Source organism: Helicobacter sp. MIT 00-7814 (assembly GCF_003364115.1).
GTDB lineage: Bacteria > Campylobacterota > Campylobacteria > Campylobacterales > Helicobacteraceae > Helicobacter_F.
On sequence record NZ_NXLL01000004.1, the window covers coordinates 70,671 to 91,223 of the forward strand.

Sequence of the window (20,553 nt, forward strand, 5' to 3'; positions counted from 1 at the left end):
TAGCGTTTTTAGATTCTGTGCCAAATCGCTACGCTAGAAATTTTTCGCGTAGTTTAGATACTCTTGCAAAGGTAGATTCTGTGCGTTGGCGCTAAAAATGACAAAAGGCTTTGCCACCTTTGCTTCCACACCTTCAAAGCTCACATTGAGCGGAAACATCATGCGCTCAATCCCGCTTTCACTTGCGCTATCAAGCTCTTTGAAATCACTCACCGAGCCGCCCGCGCTAAGCACAAAGCCCACCTTTTTATCCCGCAAAAGCGCGCTTTTCTCCTCATAAATTGGCGTCAAAACCTCGTCTTGCCATTCTTTAAAAATGCTAGGTGTGCTATACCAAAAAATAGGGAATTGCACGAGGATTTTCTCCGCGCTCTTTAGGCGCGCATGCTCGGCTTTTGTATCGATTTTGCCTTGCGGATAGGCAAGGTTTAGGTTGTGTATCTCAAAGCCTTGCTCCTTGCTAAGCGCTTCCAAAAGCGCCTTATTAACCTTAGAGTCCTTAAAATAGCTGTGTGAAAATAGCACTAGTGTTTTCATTTTGTCTCCTTGATTTTTACATTTTTTTAGTGAATTTGATTTTTCACTTTTGGAATTATAAAACCCGACACTTAGTGTCTGTCAAGGGGTAAAATGAAAATTTCTTTGTAAAAATTTTGAAGTAATTTAAGATTTTTCTAAAATCTTAAATTTGCGCTTTTAAAGTTTCTTGTTTTAAGCGTTTGCAAGATTAATCCATAACAGCTTTAAGCGCTATGCTAGCAGCAATGATGAGCGTGAGGAAAAAGATTTTTAAAAAATTTTTGCTTTCTTTATACACAACAATGCCAACAATCACGCCGCCGCCTGCGCCAATGCCCGTCCATATCGGATATGCCACGCTCATGGGGATTCCCTGCATAGCCATTGATAAAGAGCCTAAAGATAGCATAAACAAAAAGCCAATTGCTAATAAAAATATTTTGCGGCTTGTTAGCACAAATTGCTTCATCGCGATGACGCCGACAATCTCCAAACAGCCTGCCAACAAGAGAAAAAACCAGCTCATTTTGCCCTCCTTTTTAAAGCTTTTGCGAAACTTCATCAAGCCCTAGATTCTCATTTAGTTCATTTACAAGTTTGGAATCTTCGCTTGTTTGTTCTTTGCTAACGATTTTTAAGCCGATAATGCCAACTAGCAAAAGTGCGATGAGAGCGAGCTTTATCCAAGAAAATTCCTCGCCAAAAATAAAGATTTCAAAAAGCACACCGCCCGCCGCACCAATTCCCACAAAGACTGAATACGCGATGCTGACTTCAACCTTTCGACAAGCAATGAGCATTGCACAAAATGAGAATAAAATCCCAGCACCTGTTAGGATATAAAGCGCGAAACTGTCGGCATATTTCAGCCCACTAACCCAAAAACACTCAACAATTCCGCCAAGGATAATAAGAATCCACGCCTTATTTGTGTTTAAATTTGCGCGTGTGTTGTTTGTCGTTTGCAAGCAGATTCTCCTATGTATTGTGATTTGCAAAGTCGCGGATTCTAGCACAAAAATAAAGCGAAATGAGATTTTTAGCGATACATAAAGTAAAATGAGGGTAAAATGCGCGGGAATTTTTAAAGATTTCAAAGGAATTTGATGCCTTCACAGATTTATAAACTTCTTTTTTTAAAGCGCTTGTATTTGCAAAAAATGTGCTCCCAGCGCTTTTGCGAGCCTTTAAATCTTAATGTGCATACGCCAAATACGACGCAAAAACTTCAAACTATTGGTGGCGGAAGTTTGGAATCTAGCATTGCAACTTGCGCGCTATGTGCGCGTGCTAAGAACACAAATGCGCGCGTAAGTGGCTTTGTGGCAAAGGATTGCAAAGTGTGCTTTATCACCACAAATCCGCTCCTTGATAGCGCAACCACACGCGCGCAAGGTGCGCAGATTCAAAATGGCGCTGTAAATGTGCCAAAATTTTTGCAAAACAAATCCGCAAAAATGCTTCAAAATATGATTGAGCGCGTGTTTTTGCTTCCTTTGCAATCTTGCTCAATCCTTTCGCTCTTAAAATGCCCCATCGAGCTTGAGCCAACAAGTGAGGAAATAAGCGCGTGTATCCCGTTTTTGCGCGCACAGCTAGATTCTATCAAACCAGAAGTTATTGTGATTTTTGGCGCGCTTGGTGGAAGGTATCTGCTAGGAGAGGGGGAAAGCGAGCAAGGGAGAATTTTATGGCATAATACGCGGCGTTTTTTGCTGACTTATTCGCTTAATGAAATCATGCGAAATCCATCGCTAAAACCACAAGTTATGCAACATTTGCTTGTCGCTAAGGGAGTGCTATGAAAAAACTTTTATTGTTATGTTTGCTTGCAAGTGCGGGCTTTGCAAAGAGCTATATTATCTCGCCCCTGCCTTTGCCAAAGCAGGAGATTCTCAACCTTGAAATAGAGCCTTGCAATAAAAAATGCCTGCAGTCTTTATACGAGCAAGAGCAGTATTTTTCGTTTGTGGCGCGCTTTGAAGATACAGAGGATTCTGACTTGCGCGCAAAGCTTGCGCTCTCATTGCAAAATCTTGCGATTTTAGACATTCCAACTTCGCCCAAAAACACCACCGCAAAGGTAAAACTCGGACTTTTGATGCCAAAAAAAGTGATTAGACATTATTTTTATACAAGCATTGACACGATCCTTTCTTACCTAATGGCGCGGGGCGGGGACTTTAGCTTTGAAGTCTTTAACACGGACACAGAGGATACGCAAGCTATAGAATCTGCGTATAAGAGGGCGATTGAGGCAAAGAGCGATTTTATCATCGGCGTTTTTACCACAAATGGCGCAAAAGAGCTTGCGAGTAATATCAAAATCACCACGCCGATTTATTTACCCACAATCAATATCCACCAAATAGGCGATATAAAAGCACCTAAGAATCTGTATTTTGGCGGGGTGGATTATGAAAGCCAAATCGAGCTTTTATTGCATTTGAGCGAAGATGAAAAAATCGTCGCTTACAACGACAAATCCCCCACAGGGCAGTATTTAGGAGAGCTTTTACGCACGAAAAGCCCAAATGTGATTTTTGAGCAAGAGATAGAATCTGCCACCGCAAAGCGCTTTATGAATGTGCTTGCTTCTCAAGAGCGGTATTTGCAAGATAGCGTGGTGATTTTTAACACGCAAGCTGCGCGCACAGGGCTTATGATGTCTCAAATCGCCCTAAGCAAGGCAAAGCCAAAGAAAATGCTTTCCACGCAGGTGAGTTATGATTCTAAAATCTTTGATCTCGTCCAGCCAGAGGATCGGAAAGAATTTTATGTGGTGAGTATGATTGGCGCGCTCAATCCAAAGGTTGTGGAATATGCCGCGCTTCTTGGGCGGGATTTGAAGTATGATTGGGTGAATTACTCAACAGCTGTGGGCGTGGAGCTTTTGCTTGGCGCGCAGATTGAGGAGAGAGAGCGCTATTTTAAGGAATTTTTCTTAGATAATCAAGTTTCCTACACAAATCGCGTGTATAAAATCTCGGGAAAAAGCTTTTATGAATACCGCTAAGAATCCCGCACCTACCGATACCAACGCCTTAAAAACTACAAATTTAAAAACGCTTGAGGGCTATTGCTTTGGCTTTGATGGGAGTAAATGCGAGGAATGCGGTGGGAAATGCTGTGCGGGGGAGAGTGGCTATGTGTTTTTAAGCATTGCTGAAATGCAGGAAATCGCGCGATTTTTGGGGATAGAATTTGAAGTTTTCACGCAAAAATATGTCCGCAAAGTTGGGTATAAATTTTCGCTTTTAGAAAAGATTCCAAAAATGCAGCTTCAAGATTTTCATCAACCAAAAAACACCGAGTATGAACGCGAAGGCGATACATTTGATGGAATAGGGGCGGAATTTACTTCCGCGAAGACGATACAAGAAACAAACTCACAAGATTCCCAAACAGCGTTGCAGAATCTACAAATCTCATCAGCAAAAAATGATAAAGTATGTGCGCGAGCGGAGCGAGGCGGAGGCGAAGCGGGATTTATTCCCGCGGAGACGATACACTTAAACATCGAGTGCATTTTCTTCGAAAATGGCAAATGCGCCATTTATCCCGTGCGTCCCAAGCAGTGCAGGGATTTTCCATTTTGGGAATCGCACAAAATTTTAGACGCAGATTCCAAAAAAGCCCTGTCACTTGAGTGCAAAGGGATTACATTTTTTAGCTAAATTAAATTTTAAATTTTCAACAGAGGAACAAGAGTGATAAGAAAAATTTTAATGCTGTGTTTGTGCGTGAGCTTGGGATTTGGGGCGTTTAGCGAGGAAGATTCTATGTTTGAGGCGCTGGATTTGCAAGAATCTGGTAAATTGCGCGAGGCACGGGATTTATACCTTGTGTTGTATGAGGAAACAAAAAAGCTTCAATACTTAAAAGAAAGTATTGTGCTTTCCAGCGCCTTTGAAAACCCAAATATCGTGCTTTCATATATCAAAGACTACCAGAATGCCACGAACAATGCGCCAAATTTGGATATTTCAAAGGTTTTGCTTGATACTTACATAAAGCTAAACGACGCGCCAAACGCGCTCAAAGTCGCTAAAGAAATTCAGGAGCAAGAGGACAGCCCGCAGATTCACAATGTGCTAGGCGTGATTTACATCACAATGGGCGAGAAAAAAAAGGCGATTGAGGAATTTAGCTGGCTGTATGAGAATCTCGGCACGCAAGAAGCGCTTGCAAAGCTTTTGGGGCTTTTGGAGGAGGACAATCAATACCAGCGCGCGTTGGAGCTTTTAGATTCTTTTCTTGCTAAAAATCCTTGTGAGCCGCAGTTTTGCCAGCAAGCGCTTGGCTTTTATGTCAAAGGTATGCAAACTGAAAAGATAGAATCCTTGCTAAAAAAGCGCTATGATGATGAGCCAAATATTGCCAACGCGCAAAGCCTCATCGCCATTTATGCGTTTAGAAAAAAATATTCTCAAGCGCTAGAGATTGCTAATCGCTATCCTTTTGATCCAAAATTTCTCATCGAACTTTATGTCGGCGCAAAGGACTACAAAATGGCAGCCTCAAGCGCCTTGCAAGCGTATAAAAACACCAACAATGCGCTGTATCTTTGCTACAGCTATTTGTATGAGTTTGAAAGCCTTGAAAACGCCGATAAAAGCGCTGTCAAAAAGCTAGCAAGCAAAATGCAGGACGCAATTGAGTTGCTCAAAAAAGATTCTATTCCAGATTCTTTGCAGGCGCAGGATTTTGCGATTTTTTATAATTTCATCGGCTATACGCTGATTGATTATGAAATCGACATAAGCAAGGGCATTGAGTTTGTCAATCGCGCGCTAGAGATTGATCCAGATTCTGTGGCGTATTTGGATTCCCTAGCGTGGGGATATTACAAGCAAAAGCAGTGCAGGAAAGCAAAAGAAGTTTTTGCAAAGATTCCTAAAGATGAAATAAAAGAGGATAATGAGCTAATAAAACATTCTAGCGCGCTAGATTTGTGCAATTAATTGCGTATTTCTTGCGATTTTGTGCTAGAATTTGAGGCAAAAATTTCTCAAATCAATTCTTTAGTTTTAAGATTTTTCAAAAAGAGAGGGTGAGCGATGAGCGCGAGTATGTCAAAAATCGATCAAGTAACCAGCCTGCACAAAAACAATGAATTGCAACTTCTATGCTTTCGTTTAGAGAAGGGCAGGGATTTGTATGCGGTGAATGTGTTTAAAATCCGCGAGGTTATCAAATATAGTGGTTCTTTAACGATTGTAAGCCATGAGGCAAATTCTCTTGTGGAGGGGCTTATCACCATTAGAGAGATGACAATTCCGCTCATTGATATGCGTAAATGGTTTTTTTACGATCCAAAGCAAAGAGGCAAAGACTTGCGCGGGTATTCTATCAAGCGCGAGAAAGGCGAAGATGACATTGTGATGATTTGTGAATTTTCACGCTGGACTATCGGGGTGAGAATCTATGAAGCTGATAGAATCCTAAACAAAAAATGGACGGAAATAGAGCAGAGCGCGGGCGTTGGCGGTAGTGGGCAAAATGGCAAGCTTGTATCGCGCACACGCTATTTTGATGGTTCGCTTGTGCAAGTGGTGGATATCGAAAAAATGCTTACAGATGTGTTTCCGTGGATTGAGAAAGAAAAAGAAGAGGAAATGCAGAAAGTCTCTCAAGTCCAAGCGACAAAGTGCATTCTCCTTGCAGATGATAGCCCAAGCGTGCTAAAGACTATGCAAGTTATCCTTAATCGCATAGGTGTCGTGCATTATGACTTTGTGAATGGCAGGAAATTGCTTGATTATGTGTTTGCGCCAACGACAGATATTAGCACGATAGGAATGGTGATTACAGATTTAGAAATGCCTGAGGCTAGCGGGTTTGAGGTGATTAAGCAAATGAAGTCAAATCCACAAACCGCGCATATCCCAATCGTGGTAAATTCCTCAATGAGCGGCAGTAGCAATGAGGATATGGCGCGCAGTCTCAATGCAGATGAATTTATCTCAAAATCAAATCCTGTGGAGATTGAAAACGCCATTAAAAAGCTCATGCTCCACTAAGGCGCGGGCTTTGAATGAGAGAATCGAGCTTAACACGCTCACCCCAAGCCCCCAAATTTTAGAATCTATCCCCACACCTTGCTATGTTTTAGAGCAGAATAAGCTTAATTATAATTTAGAGATCCTTTCACGCGTGCAGAATCTTAGCGGTGCGAAAGTCCTTCTCGCGCTCAAAGGCTATGCGTTTTGGCGTCGTTTTGAAAAACTACGCGAGATTCTTAGCGGAAGCACGGCTAGTGGGCTGTATGAAGCAAGATTAGGATTTGAAGAAATCGGCGGATTTAAGCAAGGCAAGGAAGTGTGCGTCTTTAGCCCGGCGTATAAGGAAGTGGATTCTCTTTTGCCTTTTGCCACGCATATTATTTTTAATTCTTTTCACCAGCTTGCGCGCTTTGCCCCGCGTGTGAAAGAGCATAATAAAAGCGCGGAATTTCCCATCAGCATGGGCTTGCGGATAAATCCACTCTATAGCGAGGTGGAAACTGAGCTTTACAATCCTTGCGCGCGTTTTTCGCGCCTTGGTATTACGCCAGATGCGTTTGAAAAGGGCTTGCGAGAATACGGGCGAGAGATTTTGCAAAATATCGAGGGCTTGCATTTTCACACGCATTGTGAGCAAGATTCAACCGCGCTTGCTCACACTTTGCCACGTGTGGAAAAGCACTTTGGTGCGTATTTTAAGGGGCTAAAGTGGCTTAATTTTGGCGGCGGGCATCATATCACAAGATATGATTATGATGAGAATCTGCTAATTAAACTCATACAAGATTTTAAGGCGCGCCATCATTTAGAGGTGTTTTTAGAGCCCGGCGAGGCGGTAGGCTGGCAAGTTGGCTTTCTTATCGCAAGCGTGGTTGATATTGTGGAGAATGAAAAGCAAATTGCGATTTTAGATGTGAGTGCGAGCGCGCATATGCCTGATTGCCTTGAAATGCCCTATCGTCCGAGCGTGTATAAGGTAAGCAAGGGCGCTATTGAAATGGATAAGGGCGAAGAGTGCGCGCGGTATTGCTACCGCTTTGGCGCGCATACTTGCTTGGCTGGCGATGTTATAGGGGATTTTAGCTTTGATTCAAAGCTTGAGATTGGCGATAGGGTGGTGTTTTGTGATATGTTGCATTATACAATCGTAAAAAACACAACCTTTAATGGCGTGGAATTACCCTCTCTTGGCGTGATTGAGCGTGATGAAAAGGGAAAAGAGAATTTTAAGATTCTTAAAACCTTTAGCTTTAGCGATTATAAAGAGCGCAATTAGATGATTAATTTTGAAAATCTCCTTATGCTCGCACCGATGGCGGGCTACACGGATTTGCCATTTCGCGCGATGGTGAAAAAATTTGGCGTGGATATTAGTGTGAGCGAAATGATAAGCTCGCATGCGCTTGTGTTTAATAACCAAAAAACGCTCAAAATGATTGAAAAAGATTCCATAGAATCCCCCTTTTCCGTGCAAATCTCTGGCTCAAAACAAGAGGTTTTGCAACGCGCGGTGGAGATTCTCAATGAAAAAAATGGGATTGATATTATTGACTTAAATTGTGGCTGTCCCGCGCCAAAAGTGGCAAATCATGGCAATGGAAGCGGGCTTTTGAAGGATTTAAATCTGCTTGTAAAATGCGCTAATCTCATCAAGCAAACAAGCAACAAGCCCTACACGAGCCTAAAATTGCGCTTAGGATTTGATAAAAAAATCCCGCTTGAGCTTGCAAGTGCTATCAATGATACAAATGTGGATTTTGTCGTAGTGCATGGACGCACGCGCGCTGATGGGTATAAAAAAGAGCGGATTGATTATGATTCTATCGCGCTTATAAAAAAGCATATCAAAATCCCACTTATCGCAAATGGTGAGATTGCAAGTGCGCAGGTTGCGCGAAATGTGCGTGAGCGGACGGGCGCAAATGGTGTGATGATAGGCAGGGCTGCGATTAAGGCGCCATGGGTGTTTTGGCAGATTAAAAACAACACAGATTCTCTGCCCTCTCTTGTGCTTAAAAACCTCGTGCTAGAGCATTTTGACAAGATGATTAGCTTTTATGGTGAGCGGGGCGTGGTGATGTTTCGCAAGAATCTGCATGCTTATAGCAAGGGTTTGAATGGTGCGCATGAGTTTAGAAATGTCGTTAATTCTATGACTGAAAGTGCGCAGGCTCGCGCAAAAATCGAGGAGTTTTTTACCCAAGATGTGCAGTTGAGCGAATTCCCACAACTTGTAACGCTTAATAAGCGCACGAGCTAGGGGATAAAAGTTAAGTAATAGAATTTATTACATAGACTTAAGGGGTTAATTTAAGAATTTCTAGTTTCCTTAGCATTTTTATAAAATTTATTGTGCGGAGTTTTGCACCTTCATTATTAAGATGTAAATTTGTGTTATAAAAATAGAGTTTTTCAAAATGAAAATCTCTAAAATCCCCATATATAGGGATATCATGCTTTGCAAGCTCTGATTTAAGTCGCTCTATTTTGGCAAAAGTTTTTGGGTCTTGTAGGCTAAAATTTGGGTTTTCTGCGGTTACTGGATAGGTGAGAAATATTTTTATATCATTTTGTTTGGCAAAAGATTCTAGTCTTTTATATTCACTTATGAAAAAGTCTGAAATTTCTATATTATCTAGTAGATATTCTGATTCTATTTGCTTAATTTCACCTTTTTGATAAACGAAGTCACCATAAGCATTGAGTGATTTAAAGTCATATTCATAGTGTTTTTGTTCATCACTTTTTATAATTTTTTCCCATTGTGACACGGGGCTAGTGCGAGCGTTAAGCCTACCTTGTATCTGATATTTAAGTCCATTTGGCGCAAGAAACATTTTATAAAGATTTAGCGGGGCAAGTGCATTAAAGTATGTGCTTAAGATATCTTGTTTAGAAATATATTTATTATAGCCTTCACCCCACAACAACATATTGTGGATATACCATTGATTGTTTTTTGGTTCAGTTTTTGTATAGTAGCCAAACTCTAGCGGCAAGAAAATATAATCCCCATTTTTTGCATTTGCAATAATTTTATCCACATAAAAATTAAATGGCAATCCCGCATGAGCTGCAAGATTGATTGGGTGAAATTGCGTGTTTTCTTTGATTATTGCCCCATCAAATCCAAAAAGAGAGTTCGAGCCAGAGACGATTAATAGGCGAGGTTTTTGAGTGGTTTGAGTATTGATATATTCCTTTATTTTAAAAGTGTTTCTTAGCCACTCTTCCCCAAAAGCCAAAAAAGGTGGAATCTTAAGTATATAAAAGACACCTAATATTCCACCAAAAACAACCATATAACCAACAAATCCCCCAAAAAAGCATAATATTTTTTTCAAAATATCCCGCCCCCTTTTTTTTAGAAATTAAAATACAAAAATTCAGGTGTATAGCCTAAAACCCCTAATTGCCAAATGCTCATTGCACACAATAATCCCGCAAAAATCATTTTTTTGTTGTTTAATTTTGAGACAAGTTCATCTGCATTTCTTAAAAAGAGTGTTATTAAAAACCCAAAAATAAGAAAGCTAAGAACAAGCAACATTTTTTCATCAAGATTAGCTATTGGATTCCCAAACCCCACCCCATATTTTTCTAAAAACCCCAATCTAGATTCTAAAAAACTAGGCAGGATTATCGTTCCGCCAAACATTCCCTTAATAAGATTTAGCGCCCCGCTGATGTTTTCTGCACGGAAAAAAATCCAAGAGAGATTGACAAAGTTAAAGGTAAGAAGCCAGTAAAAAAGCGTTAGGAGTTTTTGCTTGAGTGGTGTTTTTGCTTTATATGTGCTTTGTTGCAAGTTGTCATTACTAAAGAAACTCGCTTCGCTCGTTTTGCGAGCCGACTTGTTAGCGAAGCAATCTATCTGGGCGGATTCCATGTTGCTTGTGGATTGCTTTGGATTTTGTAAATCCTCGCAATGACGCACGACAGATTTTGCATTTATATTAGATTTTGTTTTAACTTCATAAATTCCAAGATTTGCCGTGTGGCTGTGTAAGTTTTTATGATTTTTTGGAAGGTTAGCGGACTTGGCGTCCGTGCCTTCCGAAAAATCATAAATCTTATCGCATTGCATACTCGAAGCTGAATTCGTCACTGAATTTTGGTAGATTCTATGTATCACCATCGCCACTCCATGCAAACAACCCCATATCACAAACCCCCACCCAGCGCCATGCCACACACCGCTTAAAAATGCCACGATAAAAAGATTTCTCAAAGTCAGAATCTTATTGATTAGCACATAATGCAGGGCGTTTTTGTATTTCTCATTGCGATTGCCACCAAGCGGGATATAGACATACTCTTTTAAGAATCTCCCAAGCGTCATATGCCACCTACGCCAAAAGTCCGCGATGTTGCGCGCTTTGTATGGTGAGTTGAAATTAAGCGGTAGCGTGATGCCAAAGAGCAACCCAAGCCCGATAGCCATATCACAATATCCGCTAAAATCAAAATACAGCTGGAATGTATAGCTAAGGCTTGTCGCCCATGATTCAAAGAGATTGAGCACTGCTCCGCTTTCTACCGCGCCAAAGCCAGCATTTGCCCATACAGCAAAAGAATCTGCGATGACTACTTTTTTAAATAATCCGATAGAAAAGATAAATAAGCCTTTGGCGATGGATTCATAGAAGGCGTTGTTTTTGGTTTGCGTGGATTCTGCTAGCTCTGATTTTTTGCTTGTTGTGTCACAAGTATTTTTAGCAGAATCTACATTGCTAGAGCTAGATTCTTTGCAGGGGGACAAGGGGGCTTGAATTGCGCGCTCCCGCTCAAAGTCGTGCTTTTCGCTCCCCCTTGCAACCCCCAAACCCCCGACAACGCTTCTTAAGGTTGGCGCTTCGCGCGATTGATTTAAATTTGCGCTGTCGCGCATTTCGGTTTTGAGGTTAGATTCTAAAATTCCAAGCTCCCGCAAAGGTTGCGTGCAAGCTGAATTTAATCTTTTGAATTGTGGCATCATCTCTTTATGATGCACTATCGGTCCTGCAATCAACTGCGGAAAAAATGTCACAAACAAACAATAATCTAAAAACTCCGACGCGCTCAAATGCGAGGAATACTGCTTAGGGGATTTGTAGCAATCCACAAGATAGGCAATCTGCTGGAATGTAAAAAATGAAATCGCCAAAGGTAGCACGATATGAGGCAGTGGCATGGTGAAATCTAGGTGCAAAAGCTGGCTAAAGAGATTAAAATTTTCCAATAAAAAATCAGTGTATTTGAAAAATCCTAGCAAAGCGAGATTAAAGACAATGCCAAGGATTAGGAAAAACTTAGGAGAAAGAAAAGCTAGAGAATCTGTATTGTAAAGATTCTTTTCATTGCCCCCCCCCCTCAGTGGCTAAAAAAGAAGCGCTTGCGTGGGGTGTGGATTTTTTAGCCTGCAAAAATAATTTAGAGAATCCCAAAGGTAGGGAATCTCTGCGCCACATTCCACCACGAGCGATTGTAAGAGAAATAAGGAAGTTTATAAGAATTGAGCCAAGCAAGATAGGCAGATATTCTACCTTCCAAAAGGCATAGAAAAACAGCGAAGCAAGCACTAAAAAGATTTTGCTAGAATCATAAGCGCCAAAATGACGCAGTGCATGATAGCCAACCCACACAATGGGCAAAAATACAAAAATAAATATATAAGAGGAAAAAATCATTTTTAGCCTTGTTTAGTGATGTTTGGTGTGATGGGGCAGGATTATAGCAAAATAAGGTGAAAATGCTATAATTTGCGCGCAGATTTTTAAGGCTTAAGGAGGCAGTTATGGCGCTTATCGGGCATTTATCGCAGTTTGAAGGATTTTTTGCGCGCTACCCAGCGCTTGAGAATGCGTTTGCATATTTGCAAGAATGTATGAAACCAAGTCCTGTGCGCTCAAGGATTTTGGCACTTGGCACGCAAGATATTGAGGGCGCGCAAGGGGCGCAAGATTCCCGCCAAGATTCCCGTCAAAATTTCCGTATAGAAGTGCGCCATGATTTAGAAAATGGCATTAGTGCAATTGAGCAGACTTATGCGCTTAAAAGCCCGCAAGAAGCGTTTTTTGAGACGCATAGGAAGTATGTGGATTTGCAGTTTTGCGTAGATGGGGGCGAATATATGCTGATAGGGCATAGAGGGGATTTTGAGGTTTTGGAGCCCTATAATGAGGCAAAAGATTTGATTGTGTATAAAAATCCGCTGGCAGATTGCGCGCTTGAGCCTTATAGCGTGGATTTTCCAATGCATAGAATCTCGCTTCACGCCGGAATTTTGGCTGTATTTTTCCCTGATGATGTGCATGCTGGGGGGCTAGATTCTGTGAATTCTAAATTAATTAGCCCTAAAAAAAGCGTGCTTAAAGTACCGGTGGAATTGTTTAGTTAGCGAAATATTAAGGCAGAGTTGCGAGATTCTCAAATTCTCAACAATGCAAGAAAGCCTTACAAGCAAATAGATAAAAAATGCCAAGTGTGTACAAGGCGGAGCTTGTGCGGACAATGTTCGCACAAGTGATACAAATTAATGTAATTTTAGAAATTATTCTACGCCCACCATTACAGAAGTCGCTTTCACAAGCGCATAGGCACTTTTGCCAACTTCTAAGCCTAGCTCGTTGATAGATTCCAAAGAAATTGTCGCAGTGATGACATTCCCACCGCCGATATCAAGCTTCACAAGCGCATTTACCGCACCTTTTTGAATCTCCACAACCTTGCCCTTAAGCTGATTTCTCGCGCTAATTTTCATTGCTCGCTCCTTAAAAGTTAAATTAAAACAAAACATTGTAACGCATAAAAGATAAGTTTAAGCCCAAGATTGCTAAAATCCGCGCGCTTTTCCTAAATAGAGCCAAGGTTTGGCTAGATACAAGTTTAAATTAGGAGTTCTTGCTATGGATTCTTTCTCTCATATTTTTTCTATTCGTAAGTATCTTGTGAATTTTTGGAATATCGGCGTGGCGATGATTGTACTAGGTGTGCTTTCAGCCGTGTATTTTGGAATCTTTGGTGGCGTGTGGGCTGTGACAGGCGAGATGACGCGCTGGGGTGGCGAGTTTTTGGAGCTTTTTGGGGCGGATTTGAGCGGATTTTCTTATTATCAAAAGCAAAACCTTAGCGGCACGCCACTTACGCGCACTGATGGCATTATGCTTATTGGTATGTTTGTGGGCTGTCTTGTGGCGTCTTTGTGGGCGAATAAAGTGAAGTTCCGCCTGCCCGCTAGCAGAATCCGCGTTTTTCAAGCCATTGTCGGGGGCTTTTTAGCCGGCTTTGGCGCGCGCCTTGCGTTTGGTTGCAATTTGGCAAATTTCTTTACCGGGCTTCCTTATTTTTCCCTGCATACTTGGGTTTTTACGCTTTTTATGATTGTTGGAATCTATCTTGGCGTGAAAGTGTGCAATATGCCTTTTTTCAAGCCTCGCGCAAAGCTTGTTAGGACAAATGGCAAAGGTTGTGCTGTCCCGCTAGATAAAGCGCGCGCAAAGCGACATTTTGGCTATGGCATTGTTGTGTTTGCGCTTTTCATCGCGTGGGTGGCGTATCTCATCATCTCAAATCCCGCCATCAACCCAAAAGACAAGCAAAGCCTGCTAGCGCTTGCGCTTATTTTTGGCTTTGCCTTTGGATTTATCATCGCAAAGGGGCAGGTGTGCTTTACTTCGTGCTTTAGGGATTTGTTTTTGTTTGGTAGAGATATCGCGGCAAAGGGCGCGATTATTGGTATGATTGCTGCGAGTATCATCGCTTTTGGTTTTGTGTTTCAAGGCGCTGGGACGAAGATTGTCGAAGTGAGCCTTGCCATTGCGCTTGGTGGATTCTTATTTGGCTTTGGGATTGTGTTTGCTGGAGGTTGCGAGTGTGGGTGGATGTATCGCGCATGCGAAGGGCAGATGCACTTTGTCATCGCTGGGGTTGCAAACATCGTTGGCACGATGGCGCTGGCATTAGGTTATGATTACCTGCCTAGCGCGCTTGTCTCAGGTGTGAAAATCAACCTCTTAGAAGTATTTGGCAAGCTAGGCGGACTTGGCGTAAATCTCTCTTTGCTCATTGGCACGCTGTGCTTGGTGCTAATTTATCGTTACTTTTTCTTTAAAAGGGGTGCTTAATGGATACGCAAATCACTTATTCTATCAATCTGCAGGGTGAAGCTTGCCCATACCCGGCTATCGCGACGCTTGATGTGCTGCCTGAGCTAAAAAGTGGCGAAGTGCTAGAGGTGCTATGCGACTGCCCACAAAGCATCAACTCTATCCCACATGATGCCAAAGCGCGTGGATTTGAAGTGCTTTTAATCGAGCAAGATGGTCCAACACTGCGATTTCTCATCAAAAAGCCTTAGATTCTGCTAAAAAGCTTTGCAATGACGCGTATTTGCCTGTCATTGCGAACATAAGCAAAGATTTTATACTTACCGCTAAATATTCATTAAAATCTTAAGTTGACAAAAGGCTAAGTGCGGAGAGGGGTTGCAAGGGTTTAAGCCCTTGCAAGTGGTGATGTTTAGAAGCAACCTATTGCTTTTGTTTGCCAGCGATGATAAAGCGCAAAGCATTTAGCTTGATAAAGCCTTCGGCGTCTTTTTGATTATACACGCTATCTTCTTCAAAGGTGCTATATGCCGCGTTAAACAGCGAGTTTTTAGATTCCCTGCCTAGCACGCTTACATTGCCTTTGTAAAGCTCTAGACGCACGCTACCTTCCACGCGCGCTTGTGTCTTATCAATAAGCGCCTGCAGTGCCTCGCGCTCGGGGCTAAACCAAAATCCATTATAAATAAGCTCGGCATATTTTGGCATGATAGAATCCTTCAAATGCGCTGCCTCTCTATCAAGCGTCAAAGATTCTATCGCGCGATGAGCCTTGAGATATATCGTGCCGCCGGGCGTTTCATAGCAGCCGCGCGACTTCATACCTACAAAGCGATTTTCCACCAAATCAAGTCGTCCGATGCCATTGCGCGCGCCGAGTTCATTTAGCTTTTCCCAAAATTTCGCTGGGCTTAGTTTTTCGCCATTTATCGCCACGCCATCGCCATTTTTAAACTCTATCGTAATAATCTCCGCTTTATCTGGCGCGTTTTTGGGGCTTACACTCCAGCGCCACATATCCTCATTTGGCGCGATTGCCGGATCTTCTAGGATCTGCCCCTCATAGCTTATATGCAAAAGGTTTGCGTCCATTGAGTAGGGCGATTGGTTGGGCTTTTTATCAATCGGAATCCCCGCAGATTCTGCATAGGCGAGCAGTTTTTCGCGTGAGTTTAGATCCCATTCGCGCCATGGGGCGATGACTTTGATATTTGGGTTTAGCGCATACGCCCCTAGCTCAAAGCGCACCTGATCATTTCCCTTGCCTGTGGCACCATGCGCGATCGCATCAGCGCCCACACTTTTGGCGATTTCTACCAAACGCTTGGCAATTAATGGGCGCGCAATGCTCGTGCCTAGCAGATATTCACCCTCATAAATGGTGTTTGCGCGAAACATAGGAAACACAAAATCGCGCACAAACTCTTCCCTCAAATCCTCGATAAAAATATTTTCCGCCTTGATTCCGAGCTTCAAAGCCTTTTGGCGTGCTGGCTCGACTTCCTCGCCTTGTCCGATATCCGCGGTGAAAGTCACCACCTCGCAACCATAAGCATCGCCAAGCCACTTCAAAATCACGCTCGTATCAAGCCCGCCACTATAGGCTAAAACCACCTTTTTTACTTGCTTTTTCATATTTGCTCCTTGCAGTGAGATTTGCTAAATTTGCAACAATTTCAACCGCGCATTATAAATAAATTTAAGGCAAAGTTTGTTGAATCCGCTCCAAAAATCCTGTGAGAATCCCGCAAGAATCCTCTAAGAATCCCTTGCTACTTGCGCGCGCTTTCTTTGGCGAGTTTCTTTTTGCCACTAGCGCTATCTTGCAGGCTTTTATACGCGCGCTCTTGCTTGTAGTAGTTTTGCAATCTCTCATCATTTCCTAAAGTAAGCGCGTCTGGCTTTTGCGTCCTTAGGGCGTCTTCATAGGATTCTATCTTTTTTTGCACGACTTTGAGCGCCTTTTCATAGCTTTGCAAAGTAGCGATGATCTCTTGCTCTTGGGCTCTTATCATCTCAAGTCGTTGAGGAATGCTAGAATCTCCTAGCTTGCAAAGCTCGACAAACTCACTAATTTTAGCAATACTCATGCCCGTCTCGCGCATGCACTGCGCCAGCGCCACCCATTGCAAATCGCGCTCTGAAAAGTAGCGCACATTATTTTCATCGCGCTCGATATGCGAAAACAGCCCGCGCTTCGCCCAATATCTAATCGTATGCGCGCTCACACCGGTGCGATTTTCGACTTCTTTTATCGTGTATGCCATGCTTTTGCCTTGGATTTTTTGGATTTTAAGGTTGGCGATTCGCGCAAAAATTTTATTAAACTCACCACCAGCCAACAGAGCTTTTGCCGGTGTCTAGTCTAGCGATTTGCGCGAGATCATCGCTATCAAGTTTGAAGTCAAAAATATTGAGATTCTCTTTCAAGCGCTCGATTTTAGAGGTTTTTGGGATTGCCACCACACCGCGTTGTGTGAGCCAGCGCAAAGCCACTTGCGCGACACTTTTATTATGCTTTTTGGCAATTTTCATCAAAGTCTCATTGGTGAAAAACCCCTTGCGTCCAGAATCAAAAGGACTCCACGACTGCAACGCACAGCCGCCATTTTCGCGCATAAGCTTTTGATACGCGCTGTGTTGCAAGAAAATATGCGTCTCCATTTGATTGACTGCAGGCGCAATCTTGCAGGTTTTGATAAAGTCCAAATACGCCTTTTCTCTAAAATTTGAGATTCCAAGCGCTTTGAGCTTACCTTGCGCGTAAAAATCCTCCATCGCCCGATACATCGCGTTTGTCGAGGAAAAATTCCTATGCAGCAAAAGCAAGTCAAAATACTCCAGCCCCATCTCCGCCAAAGTCCTATCAATATGGCGTTTTGTCTCATCATAACTCATATCATTTGAAATTTTTGTCATGATAAAAAGCTTTTCGCGCGCCACGCCGCTCTCACGCAAGCCCTGCGCCACCTCGCGCTCGTTATTATACATTTGCGCGGTGTCAAAGAGGTGGTAACCAAGCTTTGCAGCTTCTTTGACTATACTAATGCCCTGCGCTCCGGTGAGCGCATAAGTCCCAAGTCCGATGAGTGGCATTTGCACGCCGTTATTTAGCGTAATAGATTCTTGATTTGCGCTAGATTCTAAAGCGTTGTTAGAATCTACTTTGCCAGAATCTGCGCCCTCCGCGCCTAAACTCGATAATGCCCCGCCAAAACCTAGCACTGCGCAAGCTCCGACACTTGTTTTGATAAAATTCCTACGATTGTTATTTGTTTTTTCCATTGTTAAACTCCTTAAAAATATGGATTTGCGAATTATACGAAACAATGCTTAATATGAATCAAAAAACTTGTATTTTTTCTCAAGTAACTAGCACACTCATCACGCACATTTTTCTATACTTCCGCAAACTAAAACCAAAAAAGGACGCAAAATGAGCGAAAAAATAGTAAAAGGATTTTTAGTATCCAAAACCGACACCAAGGGCAAAATCACCTATTGCAATGACGCGTTTGTGGAAATCTCTGGATTCTGCATGAGTGAGCTTGTGGGCAAGCCTCATTCTATCGTGCGCCACTCGGATATGCCACGCGCGGTGTTTGCGTATTTGTGGGAAAACATCGCAAAAGGGTGCGAAGTAAATGTCTATGTTAAGAATCTCGCCAAAAATGGTGATTTTTACTGGGTGTTTGCTAATGTCACGCCTTCATTTGATACTAGCGGGAAAATTATAGGTTATTACTCGGTACGTAGAGAGCCAAATAGGCAGGGTGTGCAAAGAGTGAGCGAACTTTACACAAAAATGCTTCAAGCAGAATCTAGTGGCGGGATAAAGGCAGGCGCGCAAGTGTTTGGCGAATTTTTTAAGAATCTATGTTACGAAGACTTTGTCATGCATTTACAAGTGGGCGAATAAAAAAGCAAGTAAGATAAGGAGTAAAAAAATGATAGTAGCTGTAGTGATTTTAAGGGTTGTTTGTTTGGCGCTTTTGGCGGTAATGATAGAGCAAGGCTATAGGATAAAAATCGCGCGAAATCATATGAAAAAGATTTTAGCAGTCGTCAATGAAATGAATGCTGGGAACTTTGAGCCAAGGATAACAGAGCGTTGCAATTTAGATGTTGGGAAAATTTCACGCGGGATAAATCAAATGCTAGATCAGCTAGAAACCTTTGTGCGTGAAACTAGGGCGGTGACTAGTAGTGCGAGTAGTGGCAGATTCCGCCCATTTCTCACTAGCGGAATGCTCCCAAATCTAGGCAATGTCGGCGCACAAATAAATAAAAGCGTGCATGCGATACATTCCGCACTTAGCTTAAGCAAACATCAAAATCTCACCACCACGCTAAGTAAAATAAATGAAAATCTCAAGCAACAACGCTATATGCAAAAAAGCTTTGCCACCTCAAACACGCGCTTAGAAAATATGCTAAGCGTCGTAGAATCTACCGCGCACAAAAGCGAGGAAAACTACAGCAAAATAGCAAAAACGCTAGAAACGCTGAAACAAATATCCCAGCTTATCTCTACGAATTCTTCTTACGCTGATGCCATAGCCAAGCGCAGTGAAGAGATGCGCTCTATTGTTAGCGCGATAGATGATATCGCTGATCAGACAAATTTACTCGCGCTCAATGCCGCCATTGAAGCAGCGCGCGCAGGTGAGCATGGCAAAGGGTTTGCTGTGGTGGCAGATGAAGTGCGCAAATTAGCAGAAAAAACGCAAAGCGCCACAAAAGAAATCCAAACACAAATCAATGTGTTTCAGCAAGACACCAACTCCGTGTATGACAACTCGCAGTCGATGAATGCGCAAATGGAGGTGTTTAATCAAATGATGGGCGACTTCAAAGAGGTATTGCAAGAGACAATGGAGGGCTCAAATATCATCAGCAAGGACGCAAAATCTGTGATTGCGGGATTACGAGGGAATCTACTAATGCTAGATTATTTGATTTTCAAAGCAAACGCCTATGACAGGGTGCTAAATGGTAACAATAGCGATGGAATCCAAGATGAACTTGCCGAGCTTTTTGAGCACTGGCTAGAAAATCGCGCTCAAAAATTCTACGCCAACCATGACGCGCTGGCAAACATCATAAAGGCGCATAAAATAATCATAGAATCCGCAAAAGATGGTGTGCAAAAAGCCCATGACAAAGCCGATGAAAGCGCGATAACGCAGGATTTCAAGGCAATGGAAACAGCCTCAAATGAGCTTTTTACAAACATAGAGCATTTATCAAATTTATGGCGCGACAAATAGCTAACAAGTAGAAAACTAGCAAATAGCTAGAATCTGGGGCAAATCGCGCCTTATTCAGCCCTTAATATTTCTAGCTCAAAATCGCTTTTTTGCGCCTTGAGTTTGCTTACAGAATCCGCGCCTTGCAAGATTCCAAGTCGGATAAGTCCATTATATGGCGGCTGTTTATCATAAAAGATTCCGATATTTCCCCACGGGCTAAAATAAAATAAATCGCCAATTTGTGGATTGTAGTTTGCGCCATCACCCGCGCCTGTTTCAAGCCTGCGTGGAATTGAAAATATCTTTTCTTTCCCTGCGTAATCCTCCGCTTTCACTTTCAAAGGTAAAAGCGCCAAAAACGACTTTGCACTTGTGCTATTATCCATTTTTACAAGAATTTCTTGTCCGTCAAATCGTAGTTTTATCATATTTTCTCCTTGCAACATTGCTAATGTTATTAAAAATGCAATTAAAAGTTTCAATGCAAGCTCCTTTGATTTAAAAGATTCTATTTTCCTTAAAGAATCTTATTTTTTGAATCCTTTTGTTTGGTTCAATCCCACTTAGATTCTTTGTATTTTCTTTTTGTAGGGGGAAGGGGGCGTGAATTACTAAAGAAACGGCGCTTCGCTTGTTTTGCGAAGTTGCTCCCCTTCCCCCCTGCACCCCCAAACCCCGACAACGCTAGAA

The 20,553-nt window shown here is 42.4% G+C and carries 23 protein-coding genes and 1 pseudogene; 13 read left to right on the forward strand and 11 right to left on the reverse strand.

Annotated features, from left to right (window positions below):
- Window positions 1-33: 33 nt before the first annotated feature.
- From CQA49_RS02195 to CQA49_RS02205, 3 genes are all read right to left on the reverse strand, one after another.
- Window positions 34-537, reverse strand: a complete 504-nt coding sequence (locus CQA49_RS02195; RefSeq protein WP_115574329.1) for an NAD(P)H-dependent oxidoreductase — start codon at window positions 535-537, stop codon at window positions 34-36.
- 190 nt (window positions 538-727) lie between these two features.
- Complete coding sequence (locus tag CQA49_RS02200; protein WP_115574330.1) at window positions 728-1,045, reverse strand: multidrug efflux SMR transporter; 318 nt, start codon at window positions 1,043-1,045, stop codon at window positions 728-730.
- 13 nt (window positions 1,046-1,058) lie between these two features.
- Entirely contained in the window at window positions 1,059-1,616 is a 558-nt protein-coding gene (locus CQA49_RS02205) for a multidrug efflux SMR transporter (RefSeq protein WP_258864157.1), read from the reverse strand.
- Window positions 1,617-1,625: 9 nt separating this feature from the next.
- On the opposite strand from CQA49_RS02205, the gene CQA49_RS02210 reads away from it, so the two are divergent.
- The 8 genes and pseudogenes from CQA49_RS02210 to CQA49_RS02240 all read left to right on the forward strand — a co-directional run bounded on the left by CQA49_RS02210 (window position 1,626) and on the right by CQA49_RS02240 (window position 8,784).
- Entirely contained in the window at window positions 1,626-2,324 is a 699-nt protein-coding gene (locus tag CQA49_RS02210) for a uracil-DNA glycosylase family protein (protein ID WP_115574331.1), read from the forward strand.
- Window positions 2,321-3,535: a hypothetical protein gene (locus tag CQA49_RS02215; protein ID WP_115574332.1), complete on the forward strand. Its 1,215-nt coding sequence runs from the start codon at window positions 2,321-2,323 to the stop codon at window positions 3,533-3,535. The genes CQA49_RS02210 and CQA49_RS02215 overlap by 4 nt, the downstream gene beginning before the upstream one ends.
- Before the next feature lie 88 nt (window positions 3,536-3,623).
- Window positions 3,624-3,794: pseudogene (locus CQA49_RS10670) on the forward strand (YkgJ family cysteine cluster protein); the annotation flags it as partial.
- Window positions 3,795-4,196 carry a YkgJ family cysteine cluster protein gene (locus CQA49_RS10675; RefSeq protein ID WP_408938899.1) on the forward strand — a complete coding sequence of 134 codons (402 nt, stop codon included), beginning with the start codon at window positions 3,795-3,797 and terminating at the stop codon, window positions 4,194-4,196.
- Between the two features lie 33 nt (window positions 4,197-4,229).
- Complete coding sequence (locus CQA49_RS02225) at window positions 4,230-5,483, forward strand: ATP-dependent nuclease (RefSeq protein ID WP_115574334.1); 1,254 nt, start codon at window positions 4,230-4,232, stop codon at window positions 5,481-5,483.
- A gap of 96 nt (window positions 5,484-5,579) precedes the next feature.
- A complete protein-coding gene (locus CQA49_RS02230; protein WP_115574335.1) occupies window positions 5,580-6,542 on the forward strand; it encodes a chemotaxis protein in 963 nt (320 codons plus the stop codon).
- Between the two features lie 55 nt (window positions 6,543-6,597).
- On the forward strand, window positions 6,598-7,800 hold the full coding sequence (gene nspC / locus CQA49_RS02235) for a carboxynorspermidine decarboxylase (protein WP_258864159.1): 1,203 nt from the start codon (window positions 6,598-6,600) through the stop codon (window positions 7,798-7,800).
- 3 nt (window positions 7,801-7,803) lie between these two features.
- Window positions 7,804-8,784 carry a tRNA-dihydrouridine synthase gene (locus CQA49_RS02240; RefSeq protein ID WP_181882586.1) on the forward strand — a complete coding sequence of 327 codons (981 nt, stop codon included), beginning with the start codon at window positions 7,804-7,806 and terminating at the stop codon, window positions 8,782-8,784.
- A gap of 37 nt (window positions 8,785-8,821) precedes the next feature.
- Here the strand turns inward: CQA49_RS02240 and CQA49_RS02245 are convergent, their stop codons facing one another.
- From CQA49_RS02245 to CQA49_RS02265, 3 genes are all read right to left on the reverse strand, one after another.
- A complete protein-coding gene (locus tag CQA49_RS02245; protein WP_115574338.1) occupies window positions 8,822-9,868 on the reverse strand; it encodes a hypothetical protein in 1,047 nt (348 codons plus the stop codon).
- Between the two features lie 20 nt (window positions 9,869-9,888).
- Window positions 9,889-11,697 (reverse strand): MBOAT family O-acyltransferase, encoded by a 1,809-nt coding sequence (locus CQA49_RS10425; protein WP_408938900.1) that lies wholly within the window; start codon window positions 11,695-11,697, stop codon window positions 9,889-9,891.
- A 163-nt stretch (window positions 11,698-11,860) separates the two neighbouring features.
- Window positions 11,861-12,193, reverse strand: coding sequence for a hypothetical protein (locus CQA49_RS02265; protein ID WP_115574339.1), 333 nt, complete (start codon window positions 12,191-12,193; stop codon window positions 11,861-11,863).
- 107 nt (window positions 12,194-12,300) lie between these two features.
- On the opposite strand from CQA49_RS02265, the gene CQA49_RS02270 reads away from it, so the two are divergent.
- Entirely contained in the window at window positions 12,301-12,903 is a 603-nt protein-coding gene (locus CQA49_RS02270; protein ID WP_115574340.1) for a YhcH/YjgK/YiaL family protein, read from the forward strand.
- Between the two features lie 153 nt (window positions 12,904-13,056).
- Here CQA49_RS02270 and CQA49_RS02275 read toward each other — a convergent pair whose 3' ends face one another.
- Window positions 13,057-13,266, reverse strand: coding sequence for a molybdopterin-binding protein (locus tag CQA49_RS02275; protein WP_115574341.1), 210 nt, complete (start codon window positions 13,264-13,266; stop codon window positions 13,057-13,059).
- Window positions 13,267-13,411: 145 nt separating this feature from the next.
- Between CQA49_RS02275 and yedE the strand changes: the two genes are divergently transcribed.
- Window positions 13,412-14,629, forward strand: a complete 1,218-nt coding sequence (gene yedE / locus CQA49_RS02280; protein ID WP_115574342.1) for a selenium metabolism membrane protein YedE/FdhT — start codon at window positions 13,412-13,414, stop codon at window positions 14,627-14,629.
- On the forward strand, window positions 14,629-14,862 hold the full coding sequence (yedF, locus tag CQA49_RS02285; RefSeq protein ID WP_115574343.1) for a sulfurtransferase-like selenium metabolism protein YedF: 234 nt from the start codon (window positions 14,629-14,631) through the stop codon (window positions 14,860-14,862). Before yedE ends, yedF begins: the two co-directional genes overlap by 1 nt.
- A gap of 172 nt (window positions 14,863-15,034) precedes the next feature.
- On the opposite strand, the gene CQA49_RS02290 is transcribed toward yedF, so the two are convergent.
- From CQA49_RS02290 to CQA49_RS02300, 3 genes are all read right to left on the reverse strand, one after another.
- The gene (locus CQA49_RS02290; protein ID WP_115574344.1) at window positions 15,035-16,246 is read right to left on the reverse strand and encodes an argininosuccinate synthase; all 1,212 of its coding nucleotides are present in this window, start codon (window positions 16,244-16,246) and stop codon (window positions 15,035-15,037) included.
- Window positions 16,247-16,383: 137 nt separating this feature from the next.
- Entirely contained in the window at window positions 16,384-16,878 is a 495-nt protein-coding gene (locus CQA49_RS02295) for a MerR family transcriptional regulator (RefSeq protein ID WP_147288644.1), read from the reverse strand.
- Between the two features lie 61 nt (window positions 16,879-16,939).
- The gene (locus tag CQA49_RS02300; RefSeq protein ID WP_115574346.1) at window positions 16,940-17,896 is read right to left on the reverse strand and encodes an aldo/keto reductase; all 957 of its coding nucleotides are present in this window, start codon (window positions 17,894-17,896) and stop codon (window positions 16,940-16,942) included.
- A gap of 151 nt (window positions 17,897-18,047) precedes the next feature.
- Between CQA49_RS02300 and CQA49_RS02305 the strand changes: the two genes are divergently transcribed.
- On the forward strand, window positions 18,048-18,530 hold the full coding sequence (locus CQA49_RS02305; RefSeq protein WP_115574347.1) for a PAS domain-containing protein: 483 nt from the start codon (window positions 18,048-18,050) through the stop codon (window positions 18,528-18,530).
- A 28-nt stretch (window positions 18,531-18,558) separates the two neighbouring features.
- On the forward strand, window positions 18,559-19,881 hold the full coding sequence (locus CQA49_RS02310; protein ID WP_115574348.1) for a methyl-accepting chemotaxis protein: 1,323 nt from the start codon (window positions 18,559-18,561) through the stop codon (window positions 19,879-19,881).
- Window positions 19,882-19,931: 50 nt separating this feature from the next.
- Here the strand turns inward: CQA49_RS02310 and CQA49_RS02315 are convergent, their stop codons facing one another.
- Window positions 19,932-20,291, reverse strand: coding sequence for a cyclophilin-like fold protein (locus CQA49_RS02315; RefSeq protein WP_181882585.1), 360 nt, complete (start codon window positions 20,289-20,291; stop codon window positions 19,932-19,934).
- Window positions 20,292-20,553: the final 262 nt, after the last annotated feature.

Excerpts from the sequence above, each read along its gene's own strand:
- CQA49_RS02195 (WP_115574329.1), bottom strand. The coding sequence starts at position 537 with ATGAAAACACTAGTGCTATTTTCACACAGCTATTTTAAGGACTCTAAG.
- CQA49_RS02200 (WP_115574330.1), bottom strand. The coding sequence starts at position 1,045 with ATGAGCTGGTTTTTTCTCTTGTTGGCAGGCTGTTTGGAGATTGTCGGC.
- CQA49_RS02210 (WP_115574331.1), top strand. The coding sequence starts at position 1,626 with ATGCCTTCACAGATTTATAAACTTCTTTTTTTAAAGCGCTTGTATTTG.
- CQA49_RS02215 (WP_115574332.1), top strand. The coding sequence starts at position 2,321 with ATGAAAAAACTTTTATTGTTATGTTTGCTTGCAAGTGCGGGCTTTGCA.
- CQA49_RS10675 (WP_408938899.1), top strand. The coding sequence starts at position 3,795 with ATGCAGCTTCAAGATTTTCATCAACCAAAAAACACCGAGTATGAACGC.
- CQA49_RS02230 (WP_115574335.1), top strand. The coding sequence starts at position 5,580 with ATGAGCGCGAGTATGTCAAAAATCGATCAAGTAACCAGCCTGCACAAA.
- CQA49_RS10425 (WP_408938900.1), bottom strand. The coding sequence starts at position 11,697 with ATGCCACTGCCTCATATCGTGCTACCTTTGGCGATTTCATTTTTTACA.
- CQA49_RS02265 (WP_115574339.1), bottom strand. The coding sequence starts at position 12,193 with ATGATTTTTTCCTCTTATATATTTATTTTTGTATTTTTGCCCATTGTG.
- CQA49_RS02270 (WP_115574340.1), top strand. The coding sequence starts at position 12,301 with ATGGCGCTTATCGGGCATTTATCGCAGTTTGAAGGATTTTTTGCGCGC.
- CQA49_RS02275 (WP_115574341.1), bottom strand. The coding sequence starts at position 13,266 with ATGAAAATTAGCGCGAGAAATCAGCTTAAGGGCAAGGTTGTGGAGATT.
- yedE (WP_115574342.1), top strand. The coding sequence starts at position 13,412 with ATGGATTCTTTCTCTCATATTTTTTCTATTCGTAAGTATCTTGTGAAT.
- yedF (WP_115574343.1), top strand. The coding sequence starts at position 14,629 with ATGGATACGCAAATCACTTATTCTATCAATCTGCAGGGTGAAGCTTGC.
- CQA49_RS02290 (WP_115574344.1), bottom strand. The coding sequence starts at position 16,246 with ATGAAAAAGCAAGTAAAAAAGGTGGTTTTAGCCTATAGTGGCGGGCTT.
- CQA49_RS02295 (WP_147288644.1), bottom strand. The coding sequence starts at position 16,878 with ATGGCATACACGATAAAAGAAGTCGAAAATCGCACCGGTGTGAGCGCG.
- CQA49_RS02300 (WP_115574346.1), bottom strand. The coding sequence starts at position 17,896 with ATGGAAAAAACAAATAACAATCGTAGGAATTTTATCAAAACAAGTGTC.
- CQA49_RS02305 (WP_115574347.1), top strand. The coding sequence starts at position 18,048 with ATGAGCGAAAAAATAGTAAAAGGATTTTTAGTATCCAAAACCGACACC.
- CQA49_RS02310 (WP_115574348.1), top strand. The coding sequence starts at position 18,559 with ATGATAGTAGCTGTAGTGATTTTAAGGGTTGTTTGTTTGGCGCTTTTG.
- CQA49_RS02315 (WP_181882585.1), bottom strand. The coding sequence starts at position 20,291 with ATGATAAAACTACGATTTGACGGACAAGAAATTCTTGTAAAAATGGAT.